We start from the raw sequence: 25,591 nt of genomic DNA, 5'->3' as shown, positions 1-25,591 counted from the left end.
CGATTGGTGATCGCTCTGGAAGGTGATCCTGCACGCGCGGGCAAGATTCTGCAATGTGCCCAGATATTTGAGCGAGATAATTTACACTTACGCGGGATTTGCCGTTTCAGAGGAATGGCGAGGCGGGTTAGGGTCTGGGAATGAGCGCACGTGTGATTCCCTCTCTTGGCCGGCCTGTTCAGGCGCTTTGGCTGGCGATCGTTCGATTTAACAATAAGAACGGTTTTGTGATGAGCAGTCACGTCGCCATGTCTTTGATGCTGGCCTTGTTCCCGTTCGTATTGTTCACGGTGGCATTGGCCGGGTCTTTGTCCCAAGGATATGTCACCGATGAATTGATCGAACTGATCTTTGGCGCCTGGCCAAAAGATGTCGCAGGCCCCATCGTGGCCGAGCTGCGTGCCGTGCTGCAAGAGTCTGGTTCAGGCGTCATCACCCTGGGTGGTCTTTTGGCGATCTTCTTTGCGTCGAACGGTGTCATGGCGGTGCGGGCAGCTATGAACCAAGCCTATCATGACAAGGATGTCTGGCCGTTCTGGAAAACGCGGCTGTTGTGCCTTGGTCTCGTGATCGTTGGCGGTGTGGTTATCCTGGCGATCGCAGCGGTCGAGGTCGTTTTACCGTTTTACACACAGTTGGTAACTGAGAAGACGGATTTGAACGTTTCCGACTGGTTGTCTGTGGACCGGTTGCGCTGGACGTTTACAGTTGCGGTGCCCGCAGGCATCGTTGTGCTGGCACATATGATCCTGCCAACCCGCCGACACAGGTTGATGCAAATCCTGCCGGGGGTGGTTTTGACACTGGGTCTTTGGGCCGCAGGAGGTTGGGGGTTTTCAATCTACATCGCCCAGTTTGCCACCTACAGTGCCACATACGCCGGTTTGGCTGGTGTGATGGCTGCCTTGATCTTTCTCTACCTGTGCGCTGCCATTTTGATCCTTGGTGCCGAATACAACGGTGCTCTGATGGATCTGGAAAAAGAACAGAATCGGGGTACTCAGTGAAATTTTTGGCGTTTGGCGTCTGTTTGTTCTTACCGATTGCAGCCTTTGGTCAATCGCCCGTCTATGTCGGGTCGGATCAATGCGTCGAATGCCACGAGGACGAAGCCGCGGCGTGGTCTACATCTCACCATGCGCTGGCCTGGACCGAGGTCGACGATGGCGCGGTCGTCGCGGATTTTGGTGGGACGCGGTTCGACCATGATGGCATGTCGGTCGAGTTTACCGATACGAATGGTTCGTTGCAGGCCAAAGTCACCGAGAAAGACGGGGTGGCCACCACCTATGGCGTTCACTCTGTTGTAGGCATTGAGCCGTTGCAACAATACCTTTTCGAAACCGAACCCGGTCGATTGCAAAGCTTTGATGTTGTCTGGGATACAGAGAACAAGCAGTGGTTCCACCTTTACCCCGATCAGGACTTGCCGCCCAACGATGGGTTGCACTGGACCGGGCCTTATAAAAACTGGAACGCGCGATGCGCGGAATGCCACGCGACTGGTTTCGAAAAGAACTATGAGCCTGAAACCCGGACATACAGCTCAGTACAGGTTGAGATTGGCGTAGGATGCGAAGCCTGCCACGGGCCCGGTTCGGCGCATATTGACTGGGTCGGGGGCCAAAACCTTGCCGCAGGTCTCAGTGACATGGGTTTCAACATGGATTGGGGCAGGGGGCAGACCGAAGCAGAGATCCAGCAATGCGCAGGCTGTCATTCCCGCCGTGAGGCGCACGGGGATGGCAATCCGGTACCCGGAACACCCTACCATGACGCGTATAACCTCGCCGTGCTCAGACCGGGGCTGTACCAACCCGACGGACAGATTATGGATGAGGTGTATGTCTACGGCTCGTTCCTGCAGTCCAAGATGTATGATCGCGGCGTCGGTTGCATGGACTGTCACGAACCACACAGCGCAACGCTGAAAGCGGACGGAAACGGGATTTGTACTCAGTGCCATTCCCCGGCAGGGAACCCAGAGTTTCCGACATTGACGGCGAAAGAGTACGACACCCCCGAACATCATAACCACCCAGAGGACAGCGACAGCGCGCAGTGCAAGTCCTGCCATATGATCGAGCGTGTCTATATGGGCGTGGACGGCAGGCGCGATCACAGCTTCCGCATTCCGCGTCCTGATCTGGGGCTGGGGCAGGATGCCTGCACAGACTGCCATCAGGATCAGGGTCAGGCCTGGGCAGCGCAGCAGATCGAAAGCTGGTTCCCGACCAGCGCGCGCCGAGGACCGCATTTCGGCTCGGCCTTCGAGGCAGCCACGCTCGGGCGCGCGGATGGTCCCGAGGATTTGCTGGGCATCGCGACTAACCCGGAACAGCCGGGGATCGTACGTGCAACAGCCGCGTATCTTCTTCAACCATTTGGGTCCGCGGACGTGGCGGCCAGAACGGCCGCGTTGCTGACCGATGAAGACCCGCTGGTTCGCGCCAATGCCGCGCCTTTGCAGCGTCAGGCCAGCTTGCCCGACCAGATTCAGCGCCTTGAGCCGCTGCTTTCTGATCCTCTGAAGAACGTGCGCATCTCTGCTGCGAAAGAGTTCCTGACCATTCCGCCACAAGCCCTGACTGCAGAACAGCAGCAATTGTCAGGGCAGGGTATGTCGGAATGGCAGGGCGCGATTTCCAACCGTCTGGACTTCCCCGAAACGCATCTTGTGTTGGGCGGGATGGCCCTGACCTTCCGCAACTCTCTGGCGGCAGAACAGGCTTTTCAGGAGGTCGTCGCACTGGACCCGCAACGTGCCGAGGCGTGGCCGATGCTGGTGCAACTGGCGCAGATCAATCGCGGACCGCAGGCGGCGCTGGACGTTTTGGAACAGGGGTTGGAGATTGTTCCGGACGATCCAAACCTGCAACAGCTCAAGGAGCAGCTGGGCCGCTGATACGGCATGGCTTGGCCCGGATTCCGCCACGTTACCGGCAAATTTCAGGGATACTGATGAAGCTGAGGCAAGATTTGCGCCAGCTTACAGGTGACACATGTTTCTTAAACCGGTCCATACGTCTCAGTTGAAACGGCCGCTGGCCCTGTCACAGAGGGTCGAAGAGTTGCGGGCAAAGCCGCCCGAATACATCAACCACGGCGAGGCTTTGTTGCTGCAAGGCATAGCTTCTGCTTCGCTGCGCGAGCAGGTGCTGGCCGGCGATCGGAGCTGGCTGGACGATTGATTTCAGCCGCGAAATCCCGTCGCGACCACGAACTTTTCGGAACTGTCCGACCGTGATGCGGGGGGTTTAACATTCGCGACCTTGTCGAACTTCTGTTTCAACAGTTTCTGCAGATCGCCCTCGGCACCGCCTGCCAGAACCTTCGCGACAAACGTGCCGCCTTCATCCAGAACATCAAACGCGAAATAGGCAGCTGTTTCGCACAGGGCCATAATGCGCAGGTGGTCGGTTTGCTTGTGCCCGGATGAGGCCGCCGCCATGTCCGACATAACCACATCGGCCTTGCCGCCCAGCCAATCCTTGACCTTCACATCGGCGTCGTCTTCCATGAAGTCCAGAACATGCGCTTCGGCACCGGCCACGGGTTCAACCTCTTGCAGGTCCACACCCAGTACCGTTCCGATGCGCTTACCCGACTTCTCACCCAGAGCATTGACGCGTTTCACTGCCACCTGCAGCCAGCCACCCGGGGCACACCCCAGATCGACCACGCGCGCGCCGGGAACGAGAAAACGAAACTTGTCGTCCAATTCCAGAATCTTATAGGCCGCGCGCCCGCGATACCCCTCGGCCTGGGCGCGCTTCACATAGGGGTCGTTCAACTGCCGCTCGAGCCAACGGGTCGAGCTGAGCTTGCGCCCGCGCGCTGTTTTGACTTTCACCTTCAGGTCGCGTTGGCCACGGCCCGAGGTGTTTTTGCCACTTGGTGTTTTGGCCATAGTTGGGGTCTCCTGAAGACTGCAAGGCGTCTATCTGTTCGCCGAAAGGGTATCAAGCCGATGATATCGGTGCATCTTTCAATAGCAAATCCGGCCAAGGAGAAGAAACGCCGCAGAATAGCCACCCCAGCCCATTCAATGCTCTGTCGCCAAGGGTGCTGTTTTCCATAGAGTTTTCTGAAAAACTCTTCAGCAACGCCAAGGCGTCTGGCATCTGGGCCGCTGGTACAGCGATGGATATACCACCGATGCCCAGCGCGAAGTGAGGAAAATTGTTTGCGATATGAAAGCCGGGGCAAAAAACGTCAAACCCAGCAGCCTCCAGGGTGCATACAGTAGTAGCTGCTGTGGACGAGCGATAGGCGATGGCAATTGTTGAAAGCGGCATATCGAATGCGGCCTTTGTCAAAACGGTCCGTCTTCCAACACGCCGTCCGCGCTCATCTGTGCATAAAGCAGGCCTTCGCGCAGCCCCCGGTCCGCCACAGAAAGGCGGTCGGTGGGCCAGCACCTTAACAGCGCCTGCAGAATGGCCGAGCCGGACATGATCAGCGCCTGCCGGTCATCCCCAATCCGGGGATCACGGCGTCGACCCTGCGGGCCGAGTTCCAGATACCCACGTATGACTTTGTCAATCTGATCACTGGTCATGCGCAGGCCGTCCACCTTGGTCCGGTCATAGCGCTTTAACCCCAGATGTGAGGCCGCAACGGTCGTGACAGTCCCACTAGTTCCTACGATCTGGAACCCTTCGCGGGCCTGTTCGTCCTTGTAGGGCGCGAAATCGGCGAGGTTTTCTTCGAAAAACCAGCTCATCAGGGCAAAGCGAGCGGAGTCGTTTTCGACGTCGTGGAATTGGTCTCGTAAAGTCGCAACGCCCAAGGGAACGCTGATCCAATCCACCACCTTAGCGGCAGGAAAGGGGCTTTCAGCGGGATGGAATCCATTGTGTAACCGCATGATTGCCGCTGGACGGTCGCGGCGTGGAACCGATGAGATGTCGATCCAGACCAATTCGGTGGATCCACCACCGATATCGACGACGAGCAACTGTTCGGTCTTGGTCGAGACGAGTGGTGCGCACGAGATGACGGCCAGACGCGCCTCTTCCTCGGGCTGGATGATCTCCAGCGTCAGACCTGTTTCGCGTTTCACCTGTCGGATGAAATCCCGCGAGTTTTTCGCGCGACGGCAAGCCTCGGTCGCGACCAGGCGCATCCGCCTGACTTTGTTGCGTTTCAGCTTTTGCTGACAGATGCGCAGCGCCTGAATGGTGCGCGCCATCGAAGACCGGGACAAACGTCCGGTCCGTTCCAAACCCGCGCCCAGTTGCACGGACTTGGAAAAGCTGTCGACCACATGGAAGCCACTGCCCTTGGGCTGGGCTATCAACATGCGGCAGCTATTCGTTCCCAGATCCAGCGCCGCATATAACGCATCCGGATCGGGTCTTGCTGGCGCGGGGCTTTCGACCGCCTTCGGGAACGCGCCCGCACCTCTGGGACGCTTGGGCGCCATCTTCAACGCCCTCCGTTTTTCGAGTTACCCCGACCATAGGTTGCGCGATTGCGTCGTGCAAGACGCTCATTAAAGTGATGAGAATTTTGATGTGCGCGTTTGATGAAGAGTTCGTTACAAGCCCTGTATCCCATCGTGGGCAAAAAGGTCGCTGGAAATGCGCCGTGTGTCGAAATTCGACCGACTTGCCCCCACATAGACGTTTAGAACCGGTCCATCTGGTTAGGAGGAATCAAAGTCAATGCCTGACGTCACCATCGTATACTGGCGCGACATTCCAGCCCAAGTCATCGTCGGCAAAGGCCGCCGTGGCGCTAAGCGGCAGTTGGAGGAGCGGTTTGAGCAAGCCATCGACCGTGCGGCCATGAAGGTGAACGCCAAGGACAGCGATGCCTATCTGGCCGAATGGCGCAAGGCCGAACCCTTTGCAGTCGAAGGCGAACCGTCCGAGATTGCCGAGGCCGAAGCCACGCGTCTGGAAACGGAGTACGATCAGGACCGCATCAAAGCGCTGATCGCCAATGACGGTTGGGCATGAGCCCCAGATCTATATGGGAGGCCGCAATGGCTTTGCTGAACTTCAAAAAACGTGATGCGGTCGAAAACGGCCCTGTAAACCCGACCGTCGAAGCCTTTTTGCAAGGCTATTCGATCGAGGTGATGCCGCGCACCGCCGAAAAGGTCGAAGATTTCCGCGCGCTGCTGCCCGAAGGCACCCGCGTCTACATTGCCCATATCGAAGGCACGCCGATCGAGGACATGGTCAAGACCGCCAAGCGGATCGCGGACGAAGGTTATCCGGTCATGCCGCACTTCCCGGCGCGGATCATCAAGGACGCCGCGACGCTGGAAAACTGGATTTCCATGTACCAAGGCGAGGCAGGCGTTGATCAGGCTCTGCTGTTGGCCGGTGGCGTCGCAAAACCGCATGGCGATTTCGACAGCTCGATGCAGCTGTTGGAATCCGGTTTGTTCGACAAGGCGGGTTTCAAGCGTCTGCATGTGGCTGGACATCCGGAAGGGAACAAGGACATCGATCCCGACGGTTCGACCAAGAACGTCGACGACGCTCTGCGCTGGAAACAGAAGTTTTCGGAAACCACAGACGCCGAAATGGCATTGGCCACTCAGTTCGCGTTTGATGCCAAGCCGATCATCGCTTGGGCCGACAGCCTGAAAGAAGCGGGTATCGACATCCCGGTTCACATCGGTATCGCAGGCCCAGCCAAGCTGCAGACATTGATCAAATTTGCCATCGCCTGTGGCGTCGGCCCGTCGCTGAAGGTTCTGCAAAAGCGCGCGATGGACGTGTCCAAGCTGCTGCTGCCTTACGAGCCGACCGATGTGATCACCGAACTGGCGAACCACAAGGCGGCCAACCCGGGTTTCAACATCACCAACGTGCACTTCTTCCCGCTTGGCGGCATCAAGACCAACGCCAACTGGGCTATCAACAACGGCGGCGCCTCGGCAAAGCCTGTAAACTCCTAAGGATCGGACATGACCCGTACAGTCGTAGAATCAAAAACAAAAACCGCCGTCCTGGGCTTTGACGAACCCTTCTGCGTGATCGGTGAGCGGATCAACCCGACCGGGCGCAAGAAATTGGCTGCAGAGTTGGAAGCAGGTGATTTCTCGACCGTTGAGAAAGACGCGCTGGCCCAGGTTCTGGCCGGTGCAACCGTCCTGGATATCAACGCGGGCGTTGTTTACAACTCGAACCCCAACCCGAACGAGACCGAGCCGCCGCTGATGCGCAAGATCGTTGAGCTGGTGCAAGGGCTGGTTGACGTGCCGCTGTGCATCGACTCGTCGGTTCCGGGTGCGCTGGAAGCTGGCCTTGATGCGGCCGAAGGCCGTCCTCTGCTGAACTCAGTGACAGGTGAAGAAGAACGTCTGGAACTGGTTCTGCCGCTGGTCAAAAAGTACAACGTTCCGGTTGTTGCGATCTCGAACGACGACACCGGCATCTCGGAAGACCCCGATGTCCGCTTTGATGTCGCCAAAAAGATCGTTGAGCGTGCAGCCGATTTCGGTATCCCCGCGCATGACATCGTCGTTGACCCGCTGGTTATGCCGATCGGCGCAATGGCGACCGCTGGCCAGCAGGTTTTCGCTCTGGTCCGTCGCCTGCGCGAGGAACTGGGCGTGAACACCACTTGCGGTGCGTCCAACATCTCGTTCGGTTTGCCGAACCGCCATGGCATCAACAACGCCTTCCTGCCAATGGCAATGGGTGCTGGCATGACCTCGGCGATCATGAACCCGGTGGCTCTGCCGATTACGCAGAAGAAGATTGCCGAGAAGAAAGAGGCCGTTGCAGCCGCTGGCATCATTCTGCCCGAAGGCATGGATGACGAAGCCTTCGTGCAGATGTTTGGTCTGGGTTCGACCAAGCCGCGCGCCGGTAAGGAAATGGAGGCCATCCGCGCCGCCAACCTGCTGACCAACAATGACCCGCACGGCGGTGAATGGATCAAGTTTAACAAAGCTCCGGATGAAGCGGGTGCTGCTGCTGGTGGACGCCGCGGTGGAGGCCGTCGCCGTCGCGCCTGATCAAACAGCTTATCCTAACGACAAAGGCCGGGCATTTTGCCCGGCCTTTTTCATATTGATGCCGATCAACGTTGGATCCTGATATGTTTGCGAAACTGATTGCATGTTGCAACAAAGGTCAGGAGCGAAGATGGGCAAGCATCATCCACCAAAGCTGGCAGACGCTGATCTGGATAAGCGTTTAGGTAAAAATGAGTATTTCGAGAATCTGGTCGAACTACAGGCCCAACTTGCACTGATCCAGCAGGCGTTTCTATTCCACGGTGTAAAGGGCGTCATCGTATTCGAAGGCTGGGACGCGGCAGGTAAAGGCGGAACGATCCGCAGGATCAGCCAGGCTCTGGACCCTCGCAGCTTTAAGGTTTGGCCAATTGGTGCCCCGCGTAATTACTATCTGAACCGCCACTACTTGCTGCGCTTTTGGGAGCGACTGCCGCCAGAAGGCGCGATATCAGCGTTTGACCGCAGTTGGTATGGACGGGTTCTGGTTGAGCGCCTCGAAAAGCTGACCCCAGAAGAACGCTGGCGTGCCGCGTATCAGGAAATCAATGATTTCGAACGCATGATGGTGGATGACGGAACCCGCATCGTAAAGCTGTTCTTTCACATCTCACCAGACGAGCAAATGGCGCGGTTCACCGAGCGCCTGCACAACCCAATGAAGCGGTGGAAGCTGACCTACGAAGATTTCCGTAATCGCAAAAAATGGGATGAGACAGAGGTAGCCGTCGATGAAATGCTGGCGCGAACGTCTACGGATATTGCGCCCTGGCATGTGGTTCCAGCCAACAACAAGAAATACGCTCGAATCAAAGCAATGCGGGCAATTGTTGATGCATTCTCAAAGGACATCGATCTGAACCCTCAGCATTTGGACAATCGCACTCTGGAGGCCGCGCGTCAGGTGTTGGAAGTCGACCAGGAGCTAATAGACAGTCTGCGTGCCCGGACGGAATAGCCCGATAGAGCAGGGCGATTTTTCCTGCTTCGACGGCTTGAAGTCAGCAACCGTGGGATGTTATTCGTGCTCGGCGCGGCGGGTATGATGTAATGGTAGCCTGTCAGCTTCCCAAGCTGAACGCGCGGGTTCGATTCCCGCTACCCGCTCCAAATAATCCACCTAAGAACTTAAAATAGTTTTATTAAGAAATGTGGCGACCTAAGGTACCCTATATTTGAATTGTGATACCTGTCAATCAGGCAGCCTTTCCTTAGATCAGGCTTTCCAGTTCAGCAAACTTCACCAGATTGACGCCTGTGCCCCGGTGCATCTTCAATTCGCCGTTTTTTCGGTGCGTAAGATCGGTTGATCCGATTGGCATCGGTGTATAGAACATTCACTTTTTATCCAGGGCGGACCCCTTAGCTACTTTCGCCCATTCGAGCCAAGCTTTTCGCTGTTCGGGGGAAAGGGCGCGGAACGCCTCGAGAAGAAGCGCCTCGTCGTCTTTGTCAGGTGCGCTGAAATCAACAAGCTCAGTTGGCTCCACATCAAGGGCCGCGGCAACAATAGCCTGCTTCTTAGTGGTGAGTGGACGTGTCCCCTTTTCCAATTGCGCCAAATAAGAACGAGACAAATCAACCTTCACCGCAAGTTCGTCCTGAGTAAGCCCTTTGGCTTGCCGGATTTCTTTAATGCGTATTTTCATGATCGATCTTTGGAGCCATTGTGGAGCCCGAATTGGCGGGTTTTATCGGGTTTGCTGTGCGGTGAATCGCATCTGCCTTGGAACCTGTCAATTGCGCCTTGTGGGTGGTTGCTTAGTATCGGTTGAGAGCTGCAGGTTCGGCGAACTTTGTTGGGGGATGATCCGTTTGATGAGTGCCATTGCCACTCCTTGCTGCATTGGTGGATCGCAAGCTCAGGGTTAGGCACTTTCTCGATCAATGACCTTTTCCATGTGTGTTCTCCTTGATCTCATCTAAATGGTAAACATGTCGCAAATTGCAACAACAAAGTGAGCAATGTGGGAGGTAAGTGATGTTCAAAAAGGTCAGCCGAATGGTCAGGAAAGGACCAAAACAGAGGTCAGGTAACTAAATGAATCAAAAAATATCAGTAATTCAGGAAATCATGGAGTGGTCCGGTCCGAGGTCGGCCAAAGGTCACTAAAGAAAGAAATAAACAAATACATTGGTGGTGGTAGGATTGCCGTGTTTACATATTGTTGCTTAAAGCAGAATGTGCACCAATTCTGCGGACGATTTTGATGTGCAAGAAGCACCGCCCCCGGAATGAGCAGCACAACCGACAATCCAGCCTTGGTAGACACAACCTGGCTCGATCGATTCGACCTGAACCCGCGTCAGCGGGCCTTTGTGCTTGACTACCTTGCTGATCCGAATGGGAAAAAGGCTGCAATCAGCGCTGGATACGCAAAAGGATCAGCGGAAGTCACCGCATCCAAACTGCTAAGCAATACTAAGGTCGCCCGCGCCATCGCTGAGGGCCGCAAACAGGTCGAAAGCAGGGCAATGCTCGAGGCAGAGGGCATTGTAAACCTCTGGACCCAAATAGCCACCGCAAACCCTAACGAGCTTACACAGCACATCATCGCGCCCTGCCGCTACTGCCACGGCATCTACCACCGCTACCAGTGGAAATCAGAGCGCGAGTTCACAGAAGACAAGGCCCGCGTGGTGTTCTCTCAGCTCCACGACGAGAGAGAGCGACGTTGCCATGTCAGGCACAATCGAAGATCCGCGCATCCCCGACGATGCGGGTTCCTACGGTTATCGTCACACAGGCCCGCCAAACCCCGATTGTCCCGAGTATGTTCCGGCACGGAAACCAAATCACCCGCATGGCCGACACACGTAGGCTCGGTGCAACCGCGCGCCTCTAGTTCGATGGCGTGAAGGAATCCAACCAGGGTATCCAAATCAAGGTGCAGGATTGTGCCAAGGCTCTAAAGAACATCGCCAAGCACCTGGGCATGTTCGCGGGCGAGGTCGATCCGGAAGAGGCCAGCCCGCTGGGCCGCCTTGTTCAGCGCATGATGGGCGCAGGCAACGCGTGCCCGTCAATCCCGGCAACGAAAGCCTCTAATCGTACAGCGGCAAAGCCCCGAATACGGAATTGCAAAGTCTAGTTGTGAATGCCCGCTTCGGGCTGACTGCGGTTCTTTGGAGTAAAAATGCGAATGGCTGAAAAGTCCGCATTGCAGTCATTGAGCGGAATTGAGCGAGCGTCTGCCTCGAGCCCAGAGCAGACTAGGATGCGACCTTCACCAATTGCGCACAAGTGCGCAAAGCTGACATTTACCATTATGGGAACAGCTATGTTTTGCCGTTTGACATACCATTCTGATGCTACGGCGTGGCCCTTTGTTCCGGGCATTCACGCGCAGGGCAGAATTCTAAGTTGGTTTTGATTGGTTGCTTCAAAACGACGAAGGAGTACATGCGCTGATCACTTTGCATGGCGTATCTCCAGCATTCCGAAACCTGTGTGGCAATATGCTTGAGAAGTAGTACGCGTCCCCGGGACCCAGAACCCTGGATTGCCCATCTACCGTCACTTCAAGGCGGCCCTCTATCACAACCGCACATTCCTCTCCTTCGTGTGACAGTTCAGATCGACCCGAGTCAGCACCGACATCGTACTCTTCTATGAGCATCTGAAGCTTTCTGTCTCGGCGCTCACCTGCGACAAGCAGATAGGAGACTCCGGGTGATCCTAGGTCGCGCATTCTTTCGTGCGGGTAAAAAAATGACTCCTCGTTTTGCAATTCAAAACTGAAGAAAAAGCCCAAATTGACGTCTACTGCGGCAAGGATCTTTTTGAGCAGTGCCACGGAAGGTTGAGTTGATCCACTTTCGATTTGAGAAATCGTTCCGCTACCCACTCCCGCGCGTTTGGCCATTTCACGTTGACTGAGGCCTTTGGTCGCCCGAATCAACTTTAGACGACGTGCTGTTTCGAGATCTGATGACAAAACCGTTACTCTGGTGCTTTCTTGCTTTGGATCGAAAGCATTCTAAGGGCGCAGCGATTTTTTTCAATAACTTACAGATTAAAATAAAGCCGGGTGTGCGGAAGGTCTGAACTCTGCAAGGATTTGTCATCAAATGAAAATCTGTTTCACGAGGAATGAACGTGCTCGATCAACCCAACACATTGTCATCGTTTTGGATGCCGTTTTCGGCCAATCGTGATTTCCTTCGCGAGCCCCGAATGATCCAAGCGGCCGAGGGGATGTATTACACCAGTTCCGATGGTCGGAAGGTCATGGATGGGACTGCCGGGCTATGGTGCGTCAATGCAGGTCACCGTGATCCGTTGATCGTTGAAGCCGTGCAGAAACAGGTGCACGAGTTGGACTATGCGCCGAACTTCCAGTTCTCCCACCCTCAGGCGTTTGAGTTGTCTGCAAAGCTGACAGCGATGATGCCTGAGGGAATGAACCACGCGTTCTTCACCAACTCTGGCTCAGAGTCCGTCGATACTGCGCTCAAGATCGCGCTGCATTACTACCGGATGCGTGGTGAGGGAACTCGCACCCGCTTGATCGGACGTGAGCGCGGGTATCATGGCACAGGGTTTGGGGGCATCTCGGTTGGCGGCATCGTCAAGAACCGCATGCATTTCGGCACGCTTCTGACCGGTGTTGATCACCTGCGTCACACGCATGATCTGGACAAAAACGCATTCTCCCGCGGTCGCCCACAACACGGGGCAGAGCTGGCAGACGATCTGGAGCGTTTGGTTGCTTTGCATGACGCCTCGACCATTGCGGCTGTGATCGTCGAACCAATGGCCGGTTCGACCGGTGTTCTCCTGCCGCCGAAAGGATACCTAAAGCGACTGCGTGAGATCTGCGACCGCCATGGCATTCTGCTGATCTTCGACGAGGTCATTACCGCCTTTGGTCGTTTGGGTGCTGCGACAGCATCGGAGTATTTTGATGTGAAGCCGGACATCATCACAACGGCCAAAGGCCTGACCAACGGTGTCATTCCGATGGGAGCGGTCATCGTATCCGACAAGATATATGACTCGGCGATGGAAAATGCCGATGCGCCGATTGAGTTGTTCCACGGTTATACCTATTCCGCCAACCCTGTGTCCTGCGCCGCGGCGCTGGCAACGCTAGAGAGTTACAAGCAGAATGATCTATTCCGGCGCGCTGCATTGCTTTCGCAGCCTTGGGAGGATCAGCTTCACAGCCTCAAGGGTCTGCCCAACGTCATCGATATCCGCAATCTGGGATTGGTGGGCGCGGTCGAGCTTGCACCACGAGAAGGCGCGCCGGGGGCACGGGGCTATGACGCCATGAAGCGGGCCTGGGACGCCGGAATAATGATCCGTGTGACCGGTGACATCATCGCCTTGTCGCCACCACTGATCATCTCGGAACCTGAAATAACGAAACTTTGTCAAACACTTGGAGAGGTATTGGCAGACCTGCCATAACCCCTGACTGCTAACCCCAAAAAGGACTGACATCATGAAAGATGCATCCCCGATCACTTTGATCGGCCACTATATTAGTGGCCAAATCACAGTTTCGTCCGGCGAAAAGACGCAGCCGGTATTCAACCCCGCAACCGGTGCGCAAACCGGTGAGGTGTCGCTGGCGACTGTTCAGACGGTCGACAACGCAGTGGCCGCTGCCAAAGCTGCGTTCCCAAAGTGGTCGAACACACCGCCGATCCGCCGCGCCCGTCTTATGAACAACTTCCTGGCTCTGGTGCGCGAGCATAAGGACGAGCTGGCCCGCGCAATAACGGTCGAGCACGGCAAGGTGTTCACCGACGCTCTGGGCGAGGTTGAGCGCGGCATTGATATCATCGAGTTTGCCTGCGGCATTCCGCAACTCCTCAAGGGCGATTACACAGAGCAAGTCTCCACTGGCATGGACAACTGGACCACGCGTCAGGCGTTGGGTGTTGTCGCCGGGATCACTCCCTTCAACTTCCCGGTCATGGTGCCGATGTGGATGTTCCCGATCGCCATCGCCGCAGGCAATACCTTTATCCTGAAACCGTCTCCGACCGATCCGTCCGCATCCTTGCTCTACGCGGATCTGATGCAGAAGGCCGGTTTCCCGGACGGCGTGTTCAACGTCGTTCAAGGTGACAAGGTCGCCGTGGATGCGTTGCTGGAAAATGACGACGTCAAGGCCGTGTCCTTCGTCGGTTCGACACCGATTGCCAACTATATCTACGAGGTCGGTGCGCGTCACGGCAAGCGCGTTCAGGCGCTGGGTGGCGCAAAGAACCACATGCTGGTGATGCCGGACGCCGATATGAACAAGGCAGCCGACGCACTGATCGGCGCGGCCTATGGCTCGGCCGGAGAGCGCTGCATGGCGATCTCGGTTGCCCTGCTGGTTGGCGATGCCGCCGACAAGCTGATGCCGGTCCTGAAAGAACGTGCCGAAACCCTGAAGGTCAAAAACGGCCTCGAACTGGACGCCGAGATGGGTCCGATTGTCACCGCAGCCGCGCGGGACCGGGTCAAAGGGTACATCGACTCTGGCGTCGAAGAAGGTGCGGATCTGCTGGTCGATGGCCGCGACTATACCGTCGAAGGGCACGAGGAAGGCTATTTCCTTGGCGGCACCCTGTTCGACAACGTCACCCCCGACATGAAGATCTACAAGGAAGAGATCTTCGGCCCGGTTCTGTCCTGCGTCCGCGTCTCAAGCTTCGCGGACGGCCTGCAACTGATCAACGACCACGAGTTCGGCAACGGCGTGTCGCTGTTCACCCGCGACGGCAATGTTGCGCGTGAGTTTGGCAAGCAGGTTCAGGTCGGCATGGTCGGCGTCAATGTTCCGATCCCGGTTCCAATGGCTTGGCACGGCTTTGGCGGTTGGAAAAAGAGCCTGTTCGGAGACATGCACGCCTATGGCGAAGAGGGTGTGCGTTTCTACACCAAGCAGAAATCCATCATGCAGCGCTGGCCCGAGAGCATCTCGGAAGGTGCCGAATTCGTCATGCCAACGGCAAAATGATCATCCGATCCAAGGAGTGAAGAACATGTTCATTGGTGTTCCCAAGGAAATCAAGAACCATGAGTACCGTGTCGGCCTGACCCCCGAAAGCGTCGCGGAACTGGTTTCTCATGGTCATAACGTCATCGTGGAAACCAATGCCGGCACTGGCATTGGGGCTGATGATGATGCCTATCATGCCGCTGGCGCAGAGATTGCCGAAACCGCAGCCGATATCTTTGCCAATGCAGAGATGATCGTGAAGGTTAAGGAACCGCAGGCTGTGGAACGCGCCATGCTGCGCGAAGGTCAGATCCTCTATACCTACCTGCATCTGGCCCCCGACCCGGAACAGACTAAAGATTTGGTCGACTCGGGCGCTGTCTGCATCGCTTATGAGACCGTCACCGATGATAATGGCGGTCTGCCCTTGTTGAAACCGATGAGCCAGGTCGCCGGTCGCATGTCGATCCAGGCGGGTGCCAGCGCGTTGGAGAAAGCAAAGGGCGGTCTGGGCGTATTGCTGGGCGGTGTGCCCGGCGTGAAGCCCGGCAAGGTTGTGGTCATCGGTGGAGGCGTCGTTGGTTTCAACGCGGCTCAAATGGCTGTTGGATTGCACGCGGACGTGACCATTCTGGACCGCAATCCGGCAGTGCTTGAGAAGCTGGAGAACCATTTCGAAGCGTCCGCCAAGGTTGTCTATTCGACCAAAGCCGCGCTGGAGGAAGAAGTCACCAATGCCGATCTGGTTGTCGGTGCTGTTCTGATCCCAGGTGCTGCTGCGCCCAAGCTGGTCACACGCGAACTGATCTCAAAAATGAAACCCGGTGCGGTCGTCGTGGACGTGGCGATTGACCAGGGCGGTTGCTTTGAAACGTCCAAAGCCACCACTCACGCCGAGCCCACATATGTTGTCGACGATGTTGTTCATTATTGCGTCGCCAATATGCCGGGCGCAGTCGCCCGAACGTCAACCTATGCACTGAACAACGTCACGCTGCCGCACGCTCTGGCTATTGCCAATAATGGATGGAAGCAGGCGCTCGCAGACAATCGTCACCTGATGAATGGCCTGAACGTGGCCGACGGGAAGGTGACGTACAAGGCTGTGGCCGATGACCTTGGATACGAGTTCGTCGCCCCGGAACTTTGCTGAACTGAAGCAAAGAAATGTCCCACCGCGCGTAATGCGGCGGGACACCCACCACTGAGGAGGAAACCTTAATGATTACGAAAATTAACCGCCGCGCCCTCGGCGCGATGGGTGGTGCCGCTTTGTTTGCGGCAACCGCACTATCAACAACCGCTGCAGCGGAAGACATGACACTGCGTTTTGCAGGTGTATTCCCGATCGATCACCAAGGCACAAAAATGATGGAACAGGTCGCAGCGGATGTTGCAGCTGCGGATGTTGGACTGACGGTAGAAGTCTTTCCAGCAAACCAGTTGGGTTCTGGTGAAGCTCTGTTCGAAGATGTTGCACGCGGCAATATCGACCTGGCATCGGCGTTCATCTATGCCGATACCGATCCACGCCTGGAATTCCTGTCAATGCCGTTCCTGCTGGGCGGCTGGGATGACATGGAGAGCACGCTTCTGAACATGGATTCCGAGTTCAACACCATCCTGCAGGAAATCACCGACGAATATGGCGTGCGCGTCATGGCGCAGAATCCGGAAGGGTTCATCGGCATCGTTTCGTCGCAAGAGCCCCAAAACTGGAATACTTTTGACGACAAGGGCATGAACATTCGCGTCTGGTCGTCCAGCGTTGTGAAGTCGATGGTCGAAGAACTGGGTTACCAGGCGACCACCATGGCATGGGGCGACATCTTCCCCGCACTTCAGGCCGGCATTGTCGACGGAGCAATCTGCTGCACGAAGACCGCGACTTACTCGATCTTCGCCAAGTCGGATGTTGGCACCCATTTTGTCGAATACAATTCGATCTCAGAGCTGACAACTTTCTATGCGTCGCAGCGGACACTCGACAAGCTGAACGACGATCAGCGCGCCGCGCTGCAAGCCGCGATGACCAAGGCGTCCGAAGACTTCTTTGCCTACAATCGTGAGAACGACGAAGTGTTCGGCCAGAAATTGCTCGACAAAGGTTACACCATCCTGCGCCTGAGTGACGAAGAACAAGCTGCGATGGCCGCTCATGTCCAGGAAACGGTCTGGCCAGCGATGGCACAAAACGTCGGTCAGGACATCATCGACCGGCTGCTGGCAGCAAAAGAACAGCAATAAACACTGAGAAAAGGGCCAGCACATCAGTTGGCCCTTCTTTGTCTTTGGCTCAACAAAGGGAGGGAGAAAGATGTCTAGCTCAGAAGCTGACCGTCCATTGGTCGTCGAAAGCGCAGAGAACAAGACTTCGCAAAAAATCACAGACGAGCTGCCAGTTGTTATCGGGTACCCATTGAAAGCAGTCGCGTTTGTCATGAGACAGATCGTCATGTTTTCCGGTTTCCTGATGGCATTCACGTTTGGGGCTGTTGTTGTCATCCGGTATGGGTTTGGGGGCGATCTTTTCGCCTATGAAGAATGGCTTCTGGGCATCAGCATCATCGGCTTTTTTGCAGGCGCTGTTTTGGCCTCTGCACGCAACCTGCATATCAACGCAGATATTCTTGGCATCGTGATACAGAACCCCAGACTGATCTGGTGGCGCGGCTTTGTCGTCCTGACGATTGAGGTTCTGGTGATCCTGTTCCTCATGTACGCGTGTTATGTCTCGCTGCTCGATGACTTCTCTTTCCCACGGTTGCGCGCAACGCCGGTGCTGCGCATTCCGTTTGTCACTTGGCGGATTTTTATCATGATTGCCTTTGGCTTCATGGCAACGTTCACGGCTGCTTATCTGTACGTGCATATCCGTAAGGGGCTGGGTCTGCCTCTGAGATCAGAAATGCAAAAAGGAGAAGCCCAATGATTATCGGAGGAAGTCTCCTAATCGTCTGCCTTATGCTGCTGTTGGGCGTCAGTGTATATGTGGCATTCGGAGCGGTCCTGATCTTCATCGCCCTTGTTGGGGACCAAGGCATCACGGGCTATCTGCCGACCGGCTCTACGGGCATCCGTTCCCTGGTGCTTCTGGCGATCCCGCTCTTCATGATCGCTGGTGGCATCATGGAAAAGGGTAAGATCGCAGCCCCTCTTGTCTCGTTGGCTGAAATGTTCATTGGCCATATCAAAGGGGGTCTGAGTGCTGCAGGAGTATTGGCCTGCGGTGTATTTGGCTCCATCTCTGGTAGTGCCAATGCCACGCTGACCTGTATTGGCGGCATCATGATGCCCCACCTGAAAAAGGCCAACTATCCAGGCGGGCAATCAGCGGCACTGATCGTGGCTGCAAGTCCGCTGGGCCTTTTGATCCCGCCAAGCTCTACGATGATCCTGTATGGCTGGGTCGCACAGCAACACGTCCTGAAGTGCTTTCTATCTACGGTTCTGCCAGCGTTCATCCTGATCACGCTGCTGATTGTGGTCAATCAGTTCATGCTGCGGAAATACGACGACATTAACCTGACGGAGCGTCCCAAGCCGTTTTTGCCAACATTTGGTGTACAGGCGCGCCTAGCTGGGCCAGCACTGATGATGCCGCTGATCATTCTAGGCGGAATCTATGGTGGCATCATGACGCCAACCGAGGCTGCGGGTATCGCAGTAGTCTACTCGATCCCGATCGCGATCTACTTCTACCGTGGTCTGACGTGGAAAACGCTGGCTCAAACCATCCAAAACTCGGGCGTTACGATTGGCGTAGTCATGGTCATGATCTTCATGGTTCTGATCGTATCCGATAACCTGATTGCGCAAGGTGCGCCACAGCTGGCAAAACAAATGGTCTATTCAGTATCTGAAAATCCGATTGTGGTTCTGTTGATGATCAACATCGTGTTGATCCTGATCGGGATGCTGATGGACGATATCTCGGGTCTGCTTCTGGCGACACCGATCTTGCTGCCCATAGCGCAGAGCACTGGGATGGACCCGATCCATTTTGCGGCTGTGATCGGCGTGAACCTGGGTATGGCCAACATCACTCCACCTACAGCGCCGCTTCTCTATCTTGGCGCTCAGGTCTGCGATGAACCGGTTTCGCGTATGCTTTGGCCGACTTTGGTGTTCATCGTTTTTGCATGGTTACCAACGCTGATGCTGACGACCTTTGTCCCAGAGTTGGCTCTGTTCTTGCCAGACCTACTGCTGGGTAGGTAGCGCGAGAAGGCACAAAAATACCAAGAAAACGCCCAAGAGCGCACCCCTGTCTGACGACTGGGGTGCGAGAACTCTCTCAAAGACAATCCGTGAGAGACAGATTTACAGCAGAAAAACGGAAACCTTCAACCAGAGGTTAGAAATGTACAACAACATCTTAGTGGCCCTATCTCTTGAACACGGCATCAGTGAACATGCGCTTTCGACTGCACGCTCCCTTGTGTCCGAAGGTGGTACAATCACCGCCGCACACATTCACGAACCGCCCAACAGACAGATTATGTACTACATGGATGACGGGATTGCCGAAAAATCTCTCCAAAAGGCAAAGGCACGTTTGTCTGAACGCTTGGAAGGTGAATACGGGGTCTCATCTGTACTGATCGAAAGCCAATCGGCTGGGCGAGCGATCACCGAATACGCCAACAAACATGGCATCGACTGTATCGTGCTTGCTTCGCATAAACCCGGGATGAAGGAGTTCTTTTTGGGATCAACGGCCGCTCTTGTTGTTCGCCACGCTCAGTGTTCGGTGCATGTACTCCGCCTGTAGACTGTTCGGTTGCACAATATCGGCAAAAAAACCGACACCGCGCTTGGCTCCCATCGAACTGAGATGCTGCTCTAAGATTCACGTCGTGTCAAACGCCGGCGACATCATCCATTGTCTTGGGCAGGCCCGCCTGACTTAAGCGCTATCCGGGTTGATTTAAGGATTTGAGAAACGGAGGATTTCCGGTCCATCCAAATCAACTTGGATGTGGCTGTGTTTTATTTGTTAGAGCAGAATTGTGTCCGGGAGTGGATAGGGAAGAAGCGGCCGGATGCTGACCTTGACAATCAGATCCTGAGCGACGGCTTTGTCCGTACAGCAAACCTTGGCGCTTCACAGCGCTTGGTTCGCGATCCGCCGCTAAGCTGAAGTCTGATAAAATCGCTCAGATGACCGCGTTGAGCCCAGATTGGATACAAAGTTAGACGGGTAAACGTGCGTGGATCTCAATCGGGGCTATCAATCCGCCTTCTATATTTCGAACCATGTGTTGAACCTTCAGCGCTGTGTCATCGCCCATGATTAGATGTAGACCAAGGGGTGGAGGACCATCTGCACGGCTTTGCGCGGCCGCCAAATCTGCAAAGAACTGTTTGGCAAATGCAGTGCGGTCGATCCGGTCGCTAACCTCGAAACCAACGGATTTCAACGCCGCCACATATGTCTCCGGTGGTGCCAGCGCGCTCTGCTCAGAAGAAGAAGCCCAGGGAGCCGGATATTCCATGTGTCCTTCTCCGACCTGCATCACATCGTAAATTGCAAAGATGCCCCCTGGCTTGAGAACCCGTTTCGCTTCCTGCGCTATGCCCACTTTATCCTCAATGTTCATACCTACGTGGATCATATACGCGGCGTCCATGGACTCAGCTTCTAGCGGCAAATCGAGCACGCTGCCTTCGAGGAGTTGAACCCTATCTGATAAACCGGTCCATTCGGTAAGGGCGCGTCCGGTCTCCACAAACTCTGCGGTCAAATCAATGCCGGTTACGTTCGCTCCAGTGACCGCCGCGATATAGCGTGCTGGACCGCCGAGACCACATCCCAAGTCGACAACCTGGCTTTCGGGCGAAAGGTCTAGAGCTTTCACAAAAGGTTCGGTCGCAAGGCGCCCGCCAATGTGAAACTCGTCAACCGGAGCCAACGCGTCATGAAAAAATGGCGGGGTTAAGTCCATAGCTGCGCAACCGTCAGAAATCCGTTTAAGCAAGTGTCCGGAGTGGTAATGGCGCGCAACTTCATCGGGATTGGTCAATTCGAAGCCCCCTAGTCAGTGCTGGTAGATTACACACGGTGATCCTGTATGTCATCTTTGTGCGCTCAGCAGACGTTCAAGAAATGTAGGCGCACGTTTGCCGGAGCCCAATGCGGACCAACTACGTGGCACAAACTACCGCGTTGGTTCGTACCAGATCGGCGATGTGTAGGCGCGTTCTTGGGTAGTCAATGGGACGCCTTCAGGCATTTGTATTCGGAATTTCACAGCATCATATGCTGTCCAGCGTGGGGTCGGAATTTCGATGACACGGGCATAATAGAACGCGCTTTCCGAGGGGTCGAAATCTGGGTCTTTCCACACGGCTCCTAGCTCAGAGGCTCCAATTGTGTTGGTCCAAGATGGGATTGCGAGGTCGACGGTGGTTCCTACGGATGGCAGCTTCCCTTGGGCATTTGGTTCGCGAGCTCCAGACCAAGCCACGTCATATACTTTCTCCTGTTGTTGGCCTTCTGCATCCAACCAACCCTTTATGATTTGTATGCGATCCAGGTTTGCTCCCATTGGATCGCGAAGCGCATAAATCAGAAAGGAAGGATCACCTGTCCCTTTACCAAGATCACCACCCATCGGCACGCCTTTGGTGTAACCCACCAGTGCTAAGTCCCGCCGCAAGGCATCCTCTTCGGTAAATGAATATCCTCCGAACATACGGACGCGCATTCGAGATCCTGTAGTTGCGTAGGTTTCACGCCGATGCATCGCATCCCAAATGGCTTCTCGGGAATTCTCCTGCGCCCATACAGCTGTCAGACCGCCAGTAATGTATTGCGACGAAAGCAGCGCAACTGTCCCGTCAGCATAGTTCTTGCTGACATGTTGGCTGCGCTCTTCGCTGGGCTCGTACCCGGTGAATTTTCCGAAGAAATTATCGTTGTCTGGTGCTGTCAAACCTGTGTGCGTGTCACTGGCTCCTCCCATACCAAACTTGAAAGGATTCACCCCCAAAGTCTTTTGTAGGGACAGCCCTCGAAGCAACCCGGATCGTGCATACTCGCCGGGTAACATTTCCGGATCTTTCGGAACCGAAGCATCCAGATTTCCGTAGTCCCAAGTCTCAAAGTCAGCAAATTCGTCGTCAGGTGACAGGAAAGGGTGGGCTTCACCATCCCCCTTTATCTGCGTTGGTTCGTACAGCCTTTCCCATTTGTGTCGCGCTTCTGCATATGCGGGATCTAACGGCACCCCATCCGCAAAGTCATCGACTAACGGGAACATCCAGCCGTTAGACAAGTTCCCATTGTGTGGAATAGCAAGAACACGCCCGCCTGTCGTTTGCTCATAGTTCTCCAACCACTTCCAAAGATCACGAGGGTTAGGTGAGCCCATAGGTGGCGTTGTTGTATAAGGCAGTATCTGTCTTGCGAGCTCAGGGCCGTCGCGAAAGATCACATTTCGGTGCAAATTGTTCCCTGCAACGAGAGATGTCCATTCATAAGCGATGAAGGTGCTGAACACGCCGGGGTCATTGTATTCCTCCGCGGCATCGATAATTTCGTCCCAAACACGGGCATACGCGGGATTGCCCGGTTGGTAGTTCAGCGCAGGGGAAACCTGTCCTTGAGCAAAAGCCGCTGTAAGCTCGAGCGCAGCCGCCAAGGCGGCTTCCCCGCCTTTATTGAACTCTTCATGGAAATACCTGCCTTGTTCATCCGCCAATATGTTTGGAGCGCCCCCAATTATATCGGTGATCGCACCCATCGCATCTGAGTGATCTGTAATCATGAAGAAGTCGAGCGGTCTCGACAATTTCACAGGTTGACCCGTATTCGACACAACTTCTTCGCCACGCGCAAATCGATATGCGTCACGCGGCATGAGGCGCGTACCGCCTCCACCAGCATCCCCTGAAAGACCAGTATGAACGTGGGTGTCACCAAAATAGACTTGAGTTGGATACGCGCGTTCGGCGTAGGGCGAATAAGGTCGACCGGCAGGACCGGAAAGACCTGACGGATTTATTGCATCCTGGGCTAAGACCGGGCTTCCCAAAATGAGCGCCGTTGGCAAAACATAGCGAAACAATTTTTCCTCCTTATATGGAAGCACCATAACACAACTCTGATCCGGAACTTATTCCGACTGAATTCGAATGCCTGCAAAGTCCGTGCAGAGAACGACCGCTTTGAGGCCAAAGTGAATGCTCGCCCAGATTTTATTGGATGGTCGAAACTAGATCAAAACCATCTCTTTTGCGGTCCGGTTGCCAGAATCGCAATCTTAGGTGATCTTTGGATAAATTGAAGGATCGCAATATGTTTAGATATCTAATAATTGCTCTCAGTTTTGCCACATCTACTGCCCTCTTTGCGCAAGAGGCTTCTGATGAAGCCATTGAGACGGAAGAGGCCTCGGCGACTTCATCAGACCTACTAACGGACGCAGAGCTGCAGACATTAGTCGCTCCGGTGGCTCTTTACCCCGACACGTTACTCATACAGATATTTGTCGCCGCAACTCAGCCACTGGAGATTGTAAAGGCAGAGCGATTTTTGCTGGACAACACTGACCGCAAGCCCGTCGAGCTTGAACCGGAAATCGAAGCCATGGGCTGGGATCCTTCCGTCACCGTATTGGCGACAGCCTTCCCGGAAGTCGTCGGTCAAATGGCCACTCATATCGATTGGACCGAGACGGTAGGAACCGCCATGCTGGCCCAATCCGATGATGTGATGAGTGCTGTTCAAGTAATGCGGGATCAGGCGATTGACAGCGGCGCTCTTGTTTCAGGGCCCGAGCAAACTGTCGAGGTAACTGATAAGGAAACTGTTGTAATTACTCCGACACAGCCCGAAACAGTTTACGTCCCGCAGTATAATCCTGAGACTGTCTATACTGGCCCCTCGACCGGAGATGTTGTGGGCGCGGCTTTGCTGACTTTTGGAGCCGTGGCTCTAATCGACGAGATTTTCGACGATGACGACGATTGGTATGACTATTGGGGATGCCGAAACTGCGGCGGCTGGGGTGGTGGCCCGATTTACAGAAATCCAGACATCGACATTGATGTCGATGGCAACGTCAATATCGGTAATGATATAGATCTGGGTGACCGAACGGATATCGGATGGAAACCCGATCCTGACCGTCAACAGGAGGCCCGAGACAAAATTGCCGATCACAAAAGACCTGAAGGTGGTCGTGGCGATTTGCCGGTTAACCGCCCCGAAGGTCGTACTGATGAACTGCGCGCTAAGTTGAGCCGCGAGTCCGGTGCTACAGACATTAGCCGGGACCGTGCGGCTGCTGCGGCCGCAGTCGGCGCAGGTGCAGGGGCTGTTGCTGGCGGTGCTCTGGCAAACCGGAGCAAAGGGAACAAGTCGCTGCCTCAGGTGAACCGGGGTATTGTCGATCTGGACAAAGCTGCCGCGAAACAACAGGCAATCGATCGTACCAAACGTCCGGATGCGGCGAAAAAACCTGTCGCGCAAAGGCCGCAGACCGCCAAGAGGCCGCAAGCGAAGAAAGCCGCAACCACCCAGCGCAAGCCAGCGGCGTCCAAGGGGCAAGCGATGAAGAAAAATGCGTCCGGCAGCAGAACACATAGCGCGTCCAAGCGTGGGCACTCTGCCAAGGGCAAGCGGAGAAGGTAACATGCTTAGATCGGCACTTTCAGTATTGTTGATAGCAGCGACCACAAGCCCGGCGCTGTCGGACATAGCGCGTTTTGATACTCCTCAAACCGCACTGGACGCATTTGTTGAGGCGTTGAAGGCCAGCGATCAGAGTAAGCTACTCGCAATTTTCGGACCCGAAGCCGAAGATTTGATTGGAACGGGTGACCCAGCGGAAGATCAAGAAAGACGGCAAGAAGTGCTCAGCATGTACGCTGAAGGGTACCGTTTTCAGCCAGAGAGTGATGGGGTTGTACTTCTTCTCGGTGAAGACAGTTGGCCCTTTCCGATCCCAATTCTTCGAGCAGACGACGGTTGGCGCTTTGACTTGGAAGCTGGAATCGAGGAACTCTCAGCCCGCGAAATCGGGTTGAATGAATTGGAAGTGATCGAATTGCTTGAAGCCTATGTTGATCTTCAAGCCGCATTCCGCCTTGAGGATCACAACGGTGATGGCGTCATGGAATTCGCACAGACGATCATTTCCGATCCAGGAACGCGAAACGGTCTTTTCTGGCCAGAAGACGACAGCTTCGTTGGTGCAGCACTTGCCCGAGCCGCCGCTTACGGGTGGAGCGACGGCGAGGTCGACTATGAAGCCGAACCATTCTTAGGGTACTATTACACGATCTTGCAGGGGCAGGGACCGAATGCACCTGGAGGTGCCTATTCCTACTTTGTCGGTGATCATTTCATAGCGGGACATGCCTTGCTGGCAGTACCTTCCGAATATGGGGAAACTGGAATCCATTCCTTTCTGGTCAGCGAAAACGGCATAATCTACGAAGCGGATTTTGGCCCGGATACATCCAATATTATAGGTGAAATCACCACTTACGATCCCGACGCTAATTGGTTACCAGCAGAGTAATACTTGATTGATAACGATACTTAACGTCGTGACCCATTGGTTTCCGTTTTGCGGCGTGATTCACGGTTCAAAAACGAGCGGTGAACATGTCTGATCTCTTCTGGCTTACGGATGCGCAAATGGCGCGTCTG

26 protein-coding genes and 1 tRNA gene are annotated in these 25,591 nt (G+C 55.1%); 19 read left to right on the top strand and 8 right to left on the bottom strand.

Annotated features, from left to right (window positions below; translation table 11 throughout):
* Positions 1–140 precede the first annotated feature (140 nt).
* From ACR0J0_RS00135 to ACR0J0_RS00125, 3 genes are all read left to right on the top strand, one after another.
* The gene (locus ACR0J0_RS00135; RefSeq protein ID WP_480660289.1) at positions 141–1,007 is read left to right on the top strand and encodes a YihY/virulence factor BrkB family protein; all 867 of its coding nucleotides are present in this window, start codon (positions 141–143) and stop codon (positions 1,005–1,007) included.
* Positions 1,004–2,905, top strand: a complete 1,902-nt coding sequence (locus ACR0J0_RS00130) for a multiheme c-type cytochrome (protein ID WP_480660287.1) — start codon at positions 1,004–1,006, stop codon at positions 2,903–2,905. Before ACR0J0_RS00135 ends, ACR0J0_RS00130 begins: the two co-directional genes overlap by 4 nt.
* A 97-nt stretch (positions 2,906–3,002) precedes the next feature.
* On the top strand, positions 3,003–3,191 hold the full coding sequence (locus ACR0J0_RS00125; protein WP_480660285.1) for a hypothetical protein: 189 nt from the start codon (positions 3,003–3,005) through the stop codon (positions 3,189–3,191).
* A gap of 2 nt (positions 3,192–3,193) precedes the next feature.
* On the opposite strand, the gene ACR0J0_RS00120 is transcribed toward ACR0J0_RS00125, so the two are convergent.
* The 3 genes from ACR0J0_RS00120 to ACR0J0_RS00110 are packed head-to-tail and all read right to left on the bottom strand — an operon-like array spanning position 3,194 to position 5,428.
* Entirely contained in the window at positions 3,194–3,910 is a 717-nt protein-coding gene (locus ACR0J0_RS00120) for an RlmE family RNA methyltransferase (protein WP_170424660.1), read from the bottom strand.
* Between the two features lie 52 nt (positions 3,911–3,962).
* Entirely contained in the window at positions 3,963–4,319 is a 357-nt protein-coding gene (locus tag ACR0J0_RS00115; protein ID WP_480660283.1) for a hypothetical protein, read from the bottom strand.
* A complete protein-coding gene (locus ACR0J0_RS00110; RefSeq protein WP_480660281.1) occupies positions 4,316–5,428 on the bottom strand; it encodes a Ppx/GppA phosphatase family protein in 1,113 nt (370 codons plus the stop codon). The genes ACR0J0_RS00115 and ACR0J0_RS00110 overlap by 4 nt, the downstream gene beginning before the upstream one ends.
* Before the next feature lie 241 nt (positions 5,429–5,669).
* Between ACR0J0_RS00110 and ACR0J0_RS00105 the strand changes: the two genes are divergently transcribed.
* The 5 genes from ACR0J0_RS00105 to ACR0J0_RS00085 all read left to right on the top strand — a co-directional run bounded on the left by ACR0J0_RS00105 (position 5,670) and on the right by ACR0J0_RS00085 (position 9,094).
* Entirely contained in the window at positions 5,670–5,966 is a 297-nt protein-coding gene (locus ACR0J0_RS00105; protein WP_480660279.1) for a virulence factor, read from the top strand.
* 26 nt (positions 5,967–5,992) lie between these two features.
* Positions 5,993–6,919, top strand: coding sequence for a methylenetetrahydrofolate reductase (locus ACR0J0_RS00100; RefSeq protein WP_480660277.1), 927 nt, complete (start codon positions 5,993–5,995; stop codon positions 6,917–6,919).
* Between the two features lie 9 nt (positions 6,920–6,928).
* Complete coding sequence (locus ACR0J0_RS00095) at positions 6,929–7,984, top strand: methyltetrahydrofolate cobalamin methyltransferase (protein ID WP_480660275.1); 1,056 nt, start codon at positions 6,929–6,931, stop codon at positions 7,982–7,984.
* 130 nt (positions 7,985–8,114) lie between these two features.
* A complete protein-coding gene (locus ACR0J0_RS00090) occupies positions 8,115–8,942 on the top strand; it encodes a polyphosphate kinase 2 family protein (protein WP_480660273.1) in 828 nt (275 codons plus the stop codon).
* 78 nt (positions 8,943–9,020) lie between these two features.
* Positions 9,021–9,094, top strand: a tRNA-Gly gene (locus ACR0J0_RS00085).
* A 101-nt stretch (positions 9,095–9,195) separates the two neighbouring features.
* Here ACR0J0_RS00085 and ACR0J0_RS00080 read toward each other — a convergent pair.
* Together ACR0J0_RS00080 and ACR0J0_RS00075 are read right to left on the bottom strand one after the other, a co-directional pair.
* Entirely contained in the window at positions 9,196–9,321 is a 126-nt protein-coding gene (locus tag ACR0J0_RS00080) for a hypothetical protein (RefSeq protein ID WP_480660272.1), read from the bottom strand.
* Entirely contained in the window at positions 9,322–9,633 is a 312-nt protein-coding gene (locus ACR0J0_RS00075) for a helix-turn-helix domain-containing protein (protein ID WP_480660271.1), read from the bottom strand.
* 586 nt (positions 9,634–10,219) lie between these two features.
* On the opposite strand from ACR0J0_RS00075, the gene ACR0J0_RS00070 reads away from it, so the two are divergent.
* Both ACR0J0_RS00070 and ACR0J0_RS00065 read left to right on the top strand, forming a co-directional pair.
* Entirely contained in the window at positions 10,220–10,843 is a 624-nt protein-coding gene (locus ACR0J0_RS00070) for a terminase small subunit (protein ID WP_480660269.1), read from the top strand.
* Positions 10,840–11,076, top strand: a complete 237-nt coding sequence (locus ACR0J0_RS00065) for a hypothetical protein (RefSeq protein WP_480660268.1) — start codon at positions 10,840–10,842, stop codon at positions 11,074–11,076. Before ACR0J0_RS00070 ends, ACR0J0_RS00065 begins: the two co-directional genes overlap by 4 nt.
* A 291-nt stretch (positions 11,077–11,367) precedes the next feature.
* Here ACR0J0_RS00065 and ACR0J0_RS00060 read toward each other — a convergent pair whose 3' ends face one another.
* Positions 11,368–11,922, bottom strand: coding sequence for a cupin domain-containing protein (locus ACR0J0_RS00060; RefSeq protein ID WP_480660267.1), 555 nt, complete (start codon positions 11,920–11,922; stop codon positions 11,368–11,370).
* Between the two features lie 155 nt (positions 11,923–12,077).
* Here ACR0J0_RS00060 and aptA point away from each other — a divergent pair, with 155 nt between their 5' ends.
* From aptA to ACR0J0_RS00025, 7 genes are all read left to right on the top strand, one after another.
* Positions 12,078–13,400 carry an omega-aminotransferase AptA gene (gene aptA / locus ACR0J0_RS00055; RefSeq protein ID WP_480660265.1) on the top strand — a complete coding sequence of 441 codons (1,323 nt, stop codon included), beginning with the start codon at positions 12,078–12,080 and terminating at the stop codon, positions 13,398–13,400.
* A gap of 34 nt (positions 13,401–13,434) precedes the next feature.
* Positions 13,435–14,946, top strand: a complete 1,512-nt coding sequence (locus ACR0J0_RS00050; RefSeq protein WP_480660263.1) for a CoA-acylating methylmalonate-semialdehyde dehydrogenase — start codon at positions 13,435–13,437, stop codon at positions 14,944–14,946.
* A 25-nt stretch (positions 14,947–14,971) separates the two neighbouring features.
* On the top strand, positions 14,972–16,081 hold the full coding sequence (ald, locus tag ACR0J0_RS00045; RefSeq protein WP_480660261.1) for an alanine dehydrogenase: 1,110 nt from the start codon (positions 14,972–14,974) through the stop codon (positions 16,079–16,081).
* 104 nt (positions 16,082–16,185) lie between these two features.
* A complete protein-coding gene (dctP, locus tag ACR0J0_RS00040) occupies positions 16,186–17,175 on the top strand; it encodes a TRAP transporter substrate-binding protein DctP (RefSeq protein WP_480661195.1) in 990 nt (329 codons plus the stop codon).
* A 70-nt stretch (positions 17,176–17,245) separates the two neighbouring features.
* Positions 17,246–17,860: a TRAP transporter small permease gene (locus ACR0J0_RS00035; protein ID WP_170407643.1), complete on the top strand. Its 615-nt coding sequence runs from the start codon at positions 17,246–17,248 to the stop codon at positions 17,858–17,860.
* Positions 17,857–19,149 (top strand): TRAP transporter large permease, encoded by a 1,293-nt coding sequence (locus ACR0J0_RS00030; protein WP_480660259.1) that lies wholly within the window; start codon positions 17,857–17,859, stop codon positions 19,147–19,149. The genes ACR0J0_RS00035 and ACR0J0_RS00030 overlap by 4 nt, the downstream gene beginning before the upstream one ends.
* 142 nt (positions 19,150–19,291) lie before the next feature.
* Positions 19,292–19,702 (top strand): universal stress protein, encoded by a 411-nt coding sequence (locus tag ACR0J0_RS00025; RefSeq protein WP_480660257.1) that lies wholly within the window; start codon positions 19,292–19,294, stop codon positions 19,700–19,702.
* Between the two features lie 421 nt (positions 19,703–20,123).
* On the opposite strand, the gene ACR0J0_RS00020 is transcribed toward ACR0J0_RS00025, so the two are convergent.
* Entirely contained in the window at positions 20,124–20,954 is an 831-nt protein-coding gene (locus tag ACR0J0_RS00020) for a class I SAM-dependent methyltransferase (protein ID WP_480660255.1), read from the bottom strand.
* A gap of 135 nt (positions 20,955–21,089) precedes the next feature.
* On the bottom strand, positions 21,090–23,000 hold the full coding sequence (locus tag ACR0J0_RS00015; protein WP_480660253.1) for a DUF3604 domain-containing protein: 1,911 nt from the start codon (positions 22,998–23,000) through the stop codon (positions 21,090–21,092).
* 230 nt (positions 23,001–23,230) lie between these two features.
* Here ACR0J0_RS00015 and ACR0J0_RS00010 point away from each other — a divergent pair, with 230 nt between their 5' ends.
* Positions 23,231–24,568: a DUF3300 domain-containing protein gene (locus ACR0J0_RS00010; RefSeq protein ID WP_480660252.1), complete on the top strand. Its 1,338-nt coding sequence runs from the start codon at positions 23,231–23,233 to the stop codon at positions 24,566–24,568.
* A 1-nt stretch (position 24,569) separates the two neighbouring features.
* Positions 24,570–25,460, top strand: coding sequence for a DUF2950 family protein (locus ACR0J0_RS00005; protein ID WP_480660250.1), 891 nt, complete (start codon positions 24,570–24,572; stop codon positions 25,458–25,460).
* Positions 25,461–25,591: the final 131 nt, after the last annotated feature.

Source organism: Ruegeria sp. BF12, from assembly GCF_056538705.1.
Note: the sequence above shows the minus strand (reverse complement) of the source record. Positions and strands in the feature narration are given on the sequence as shown.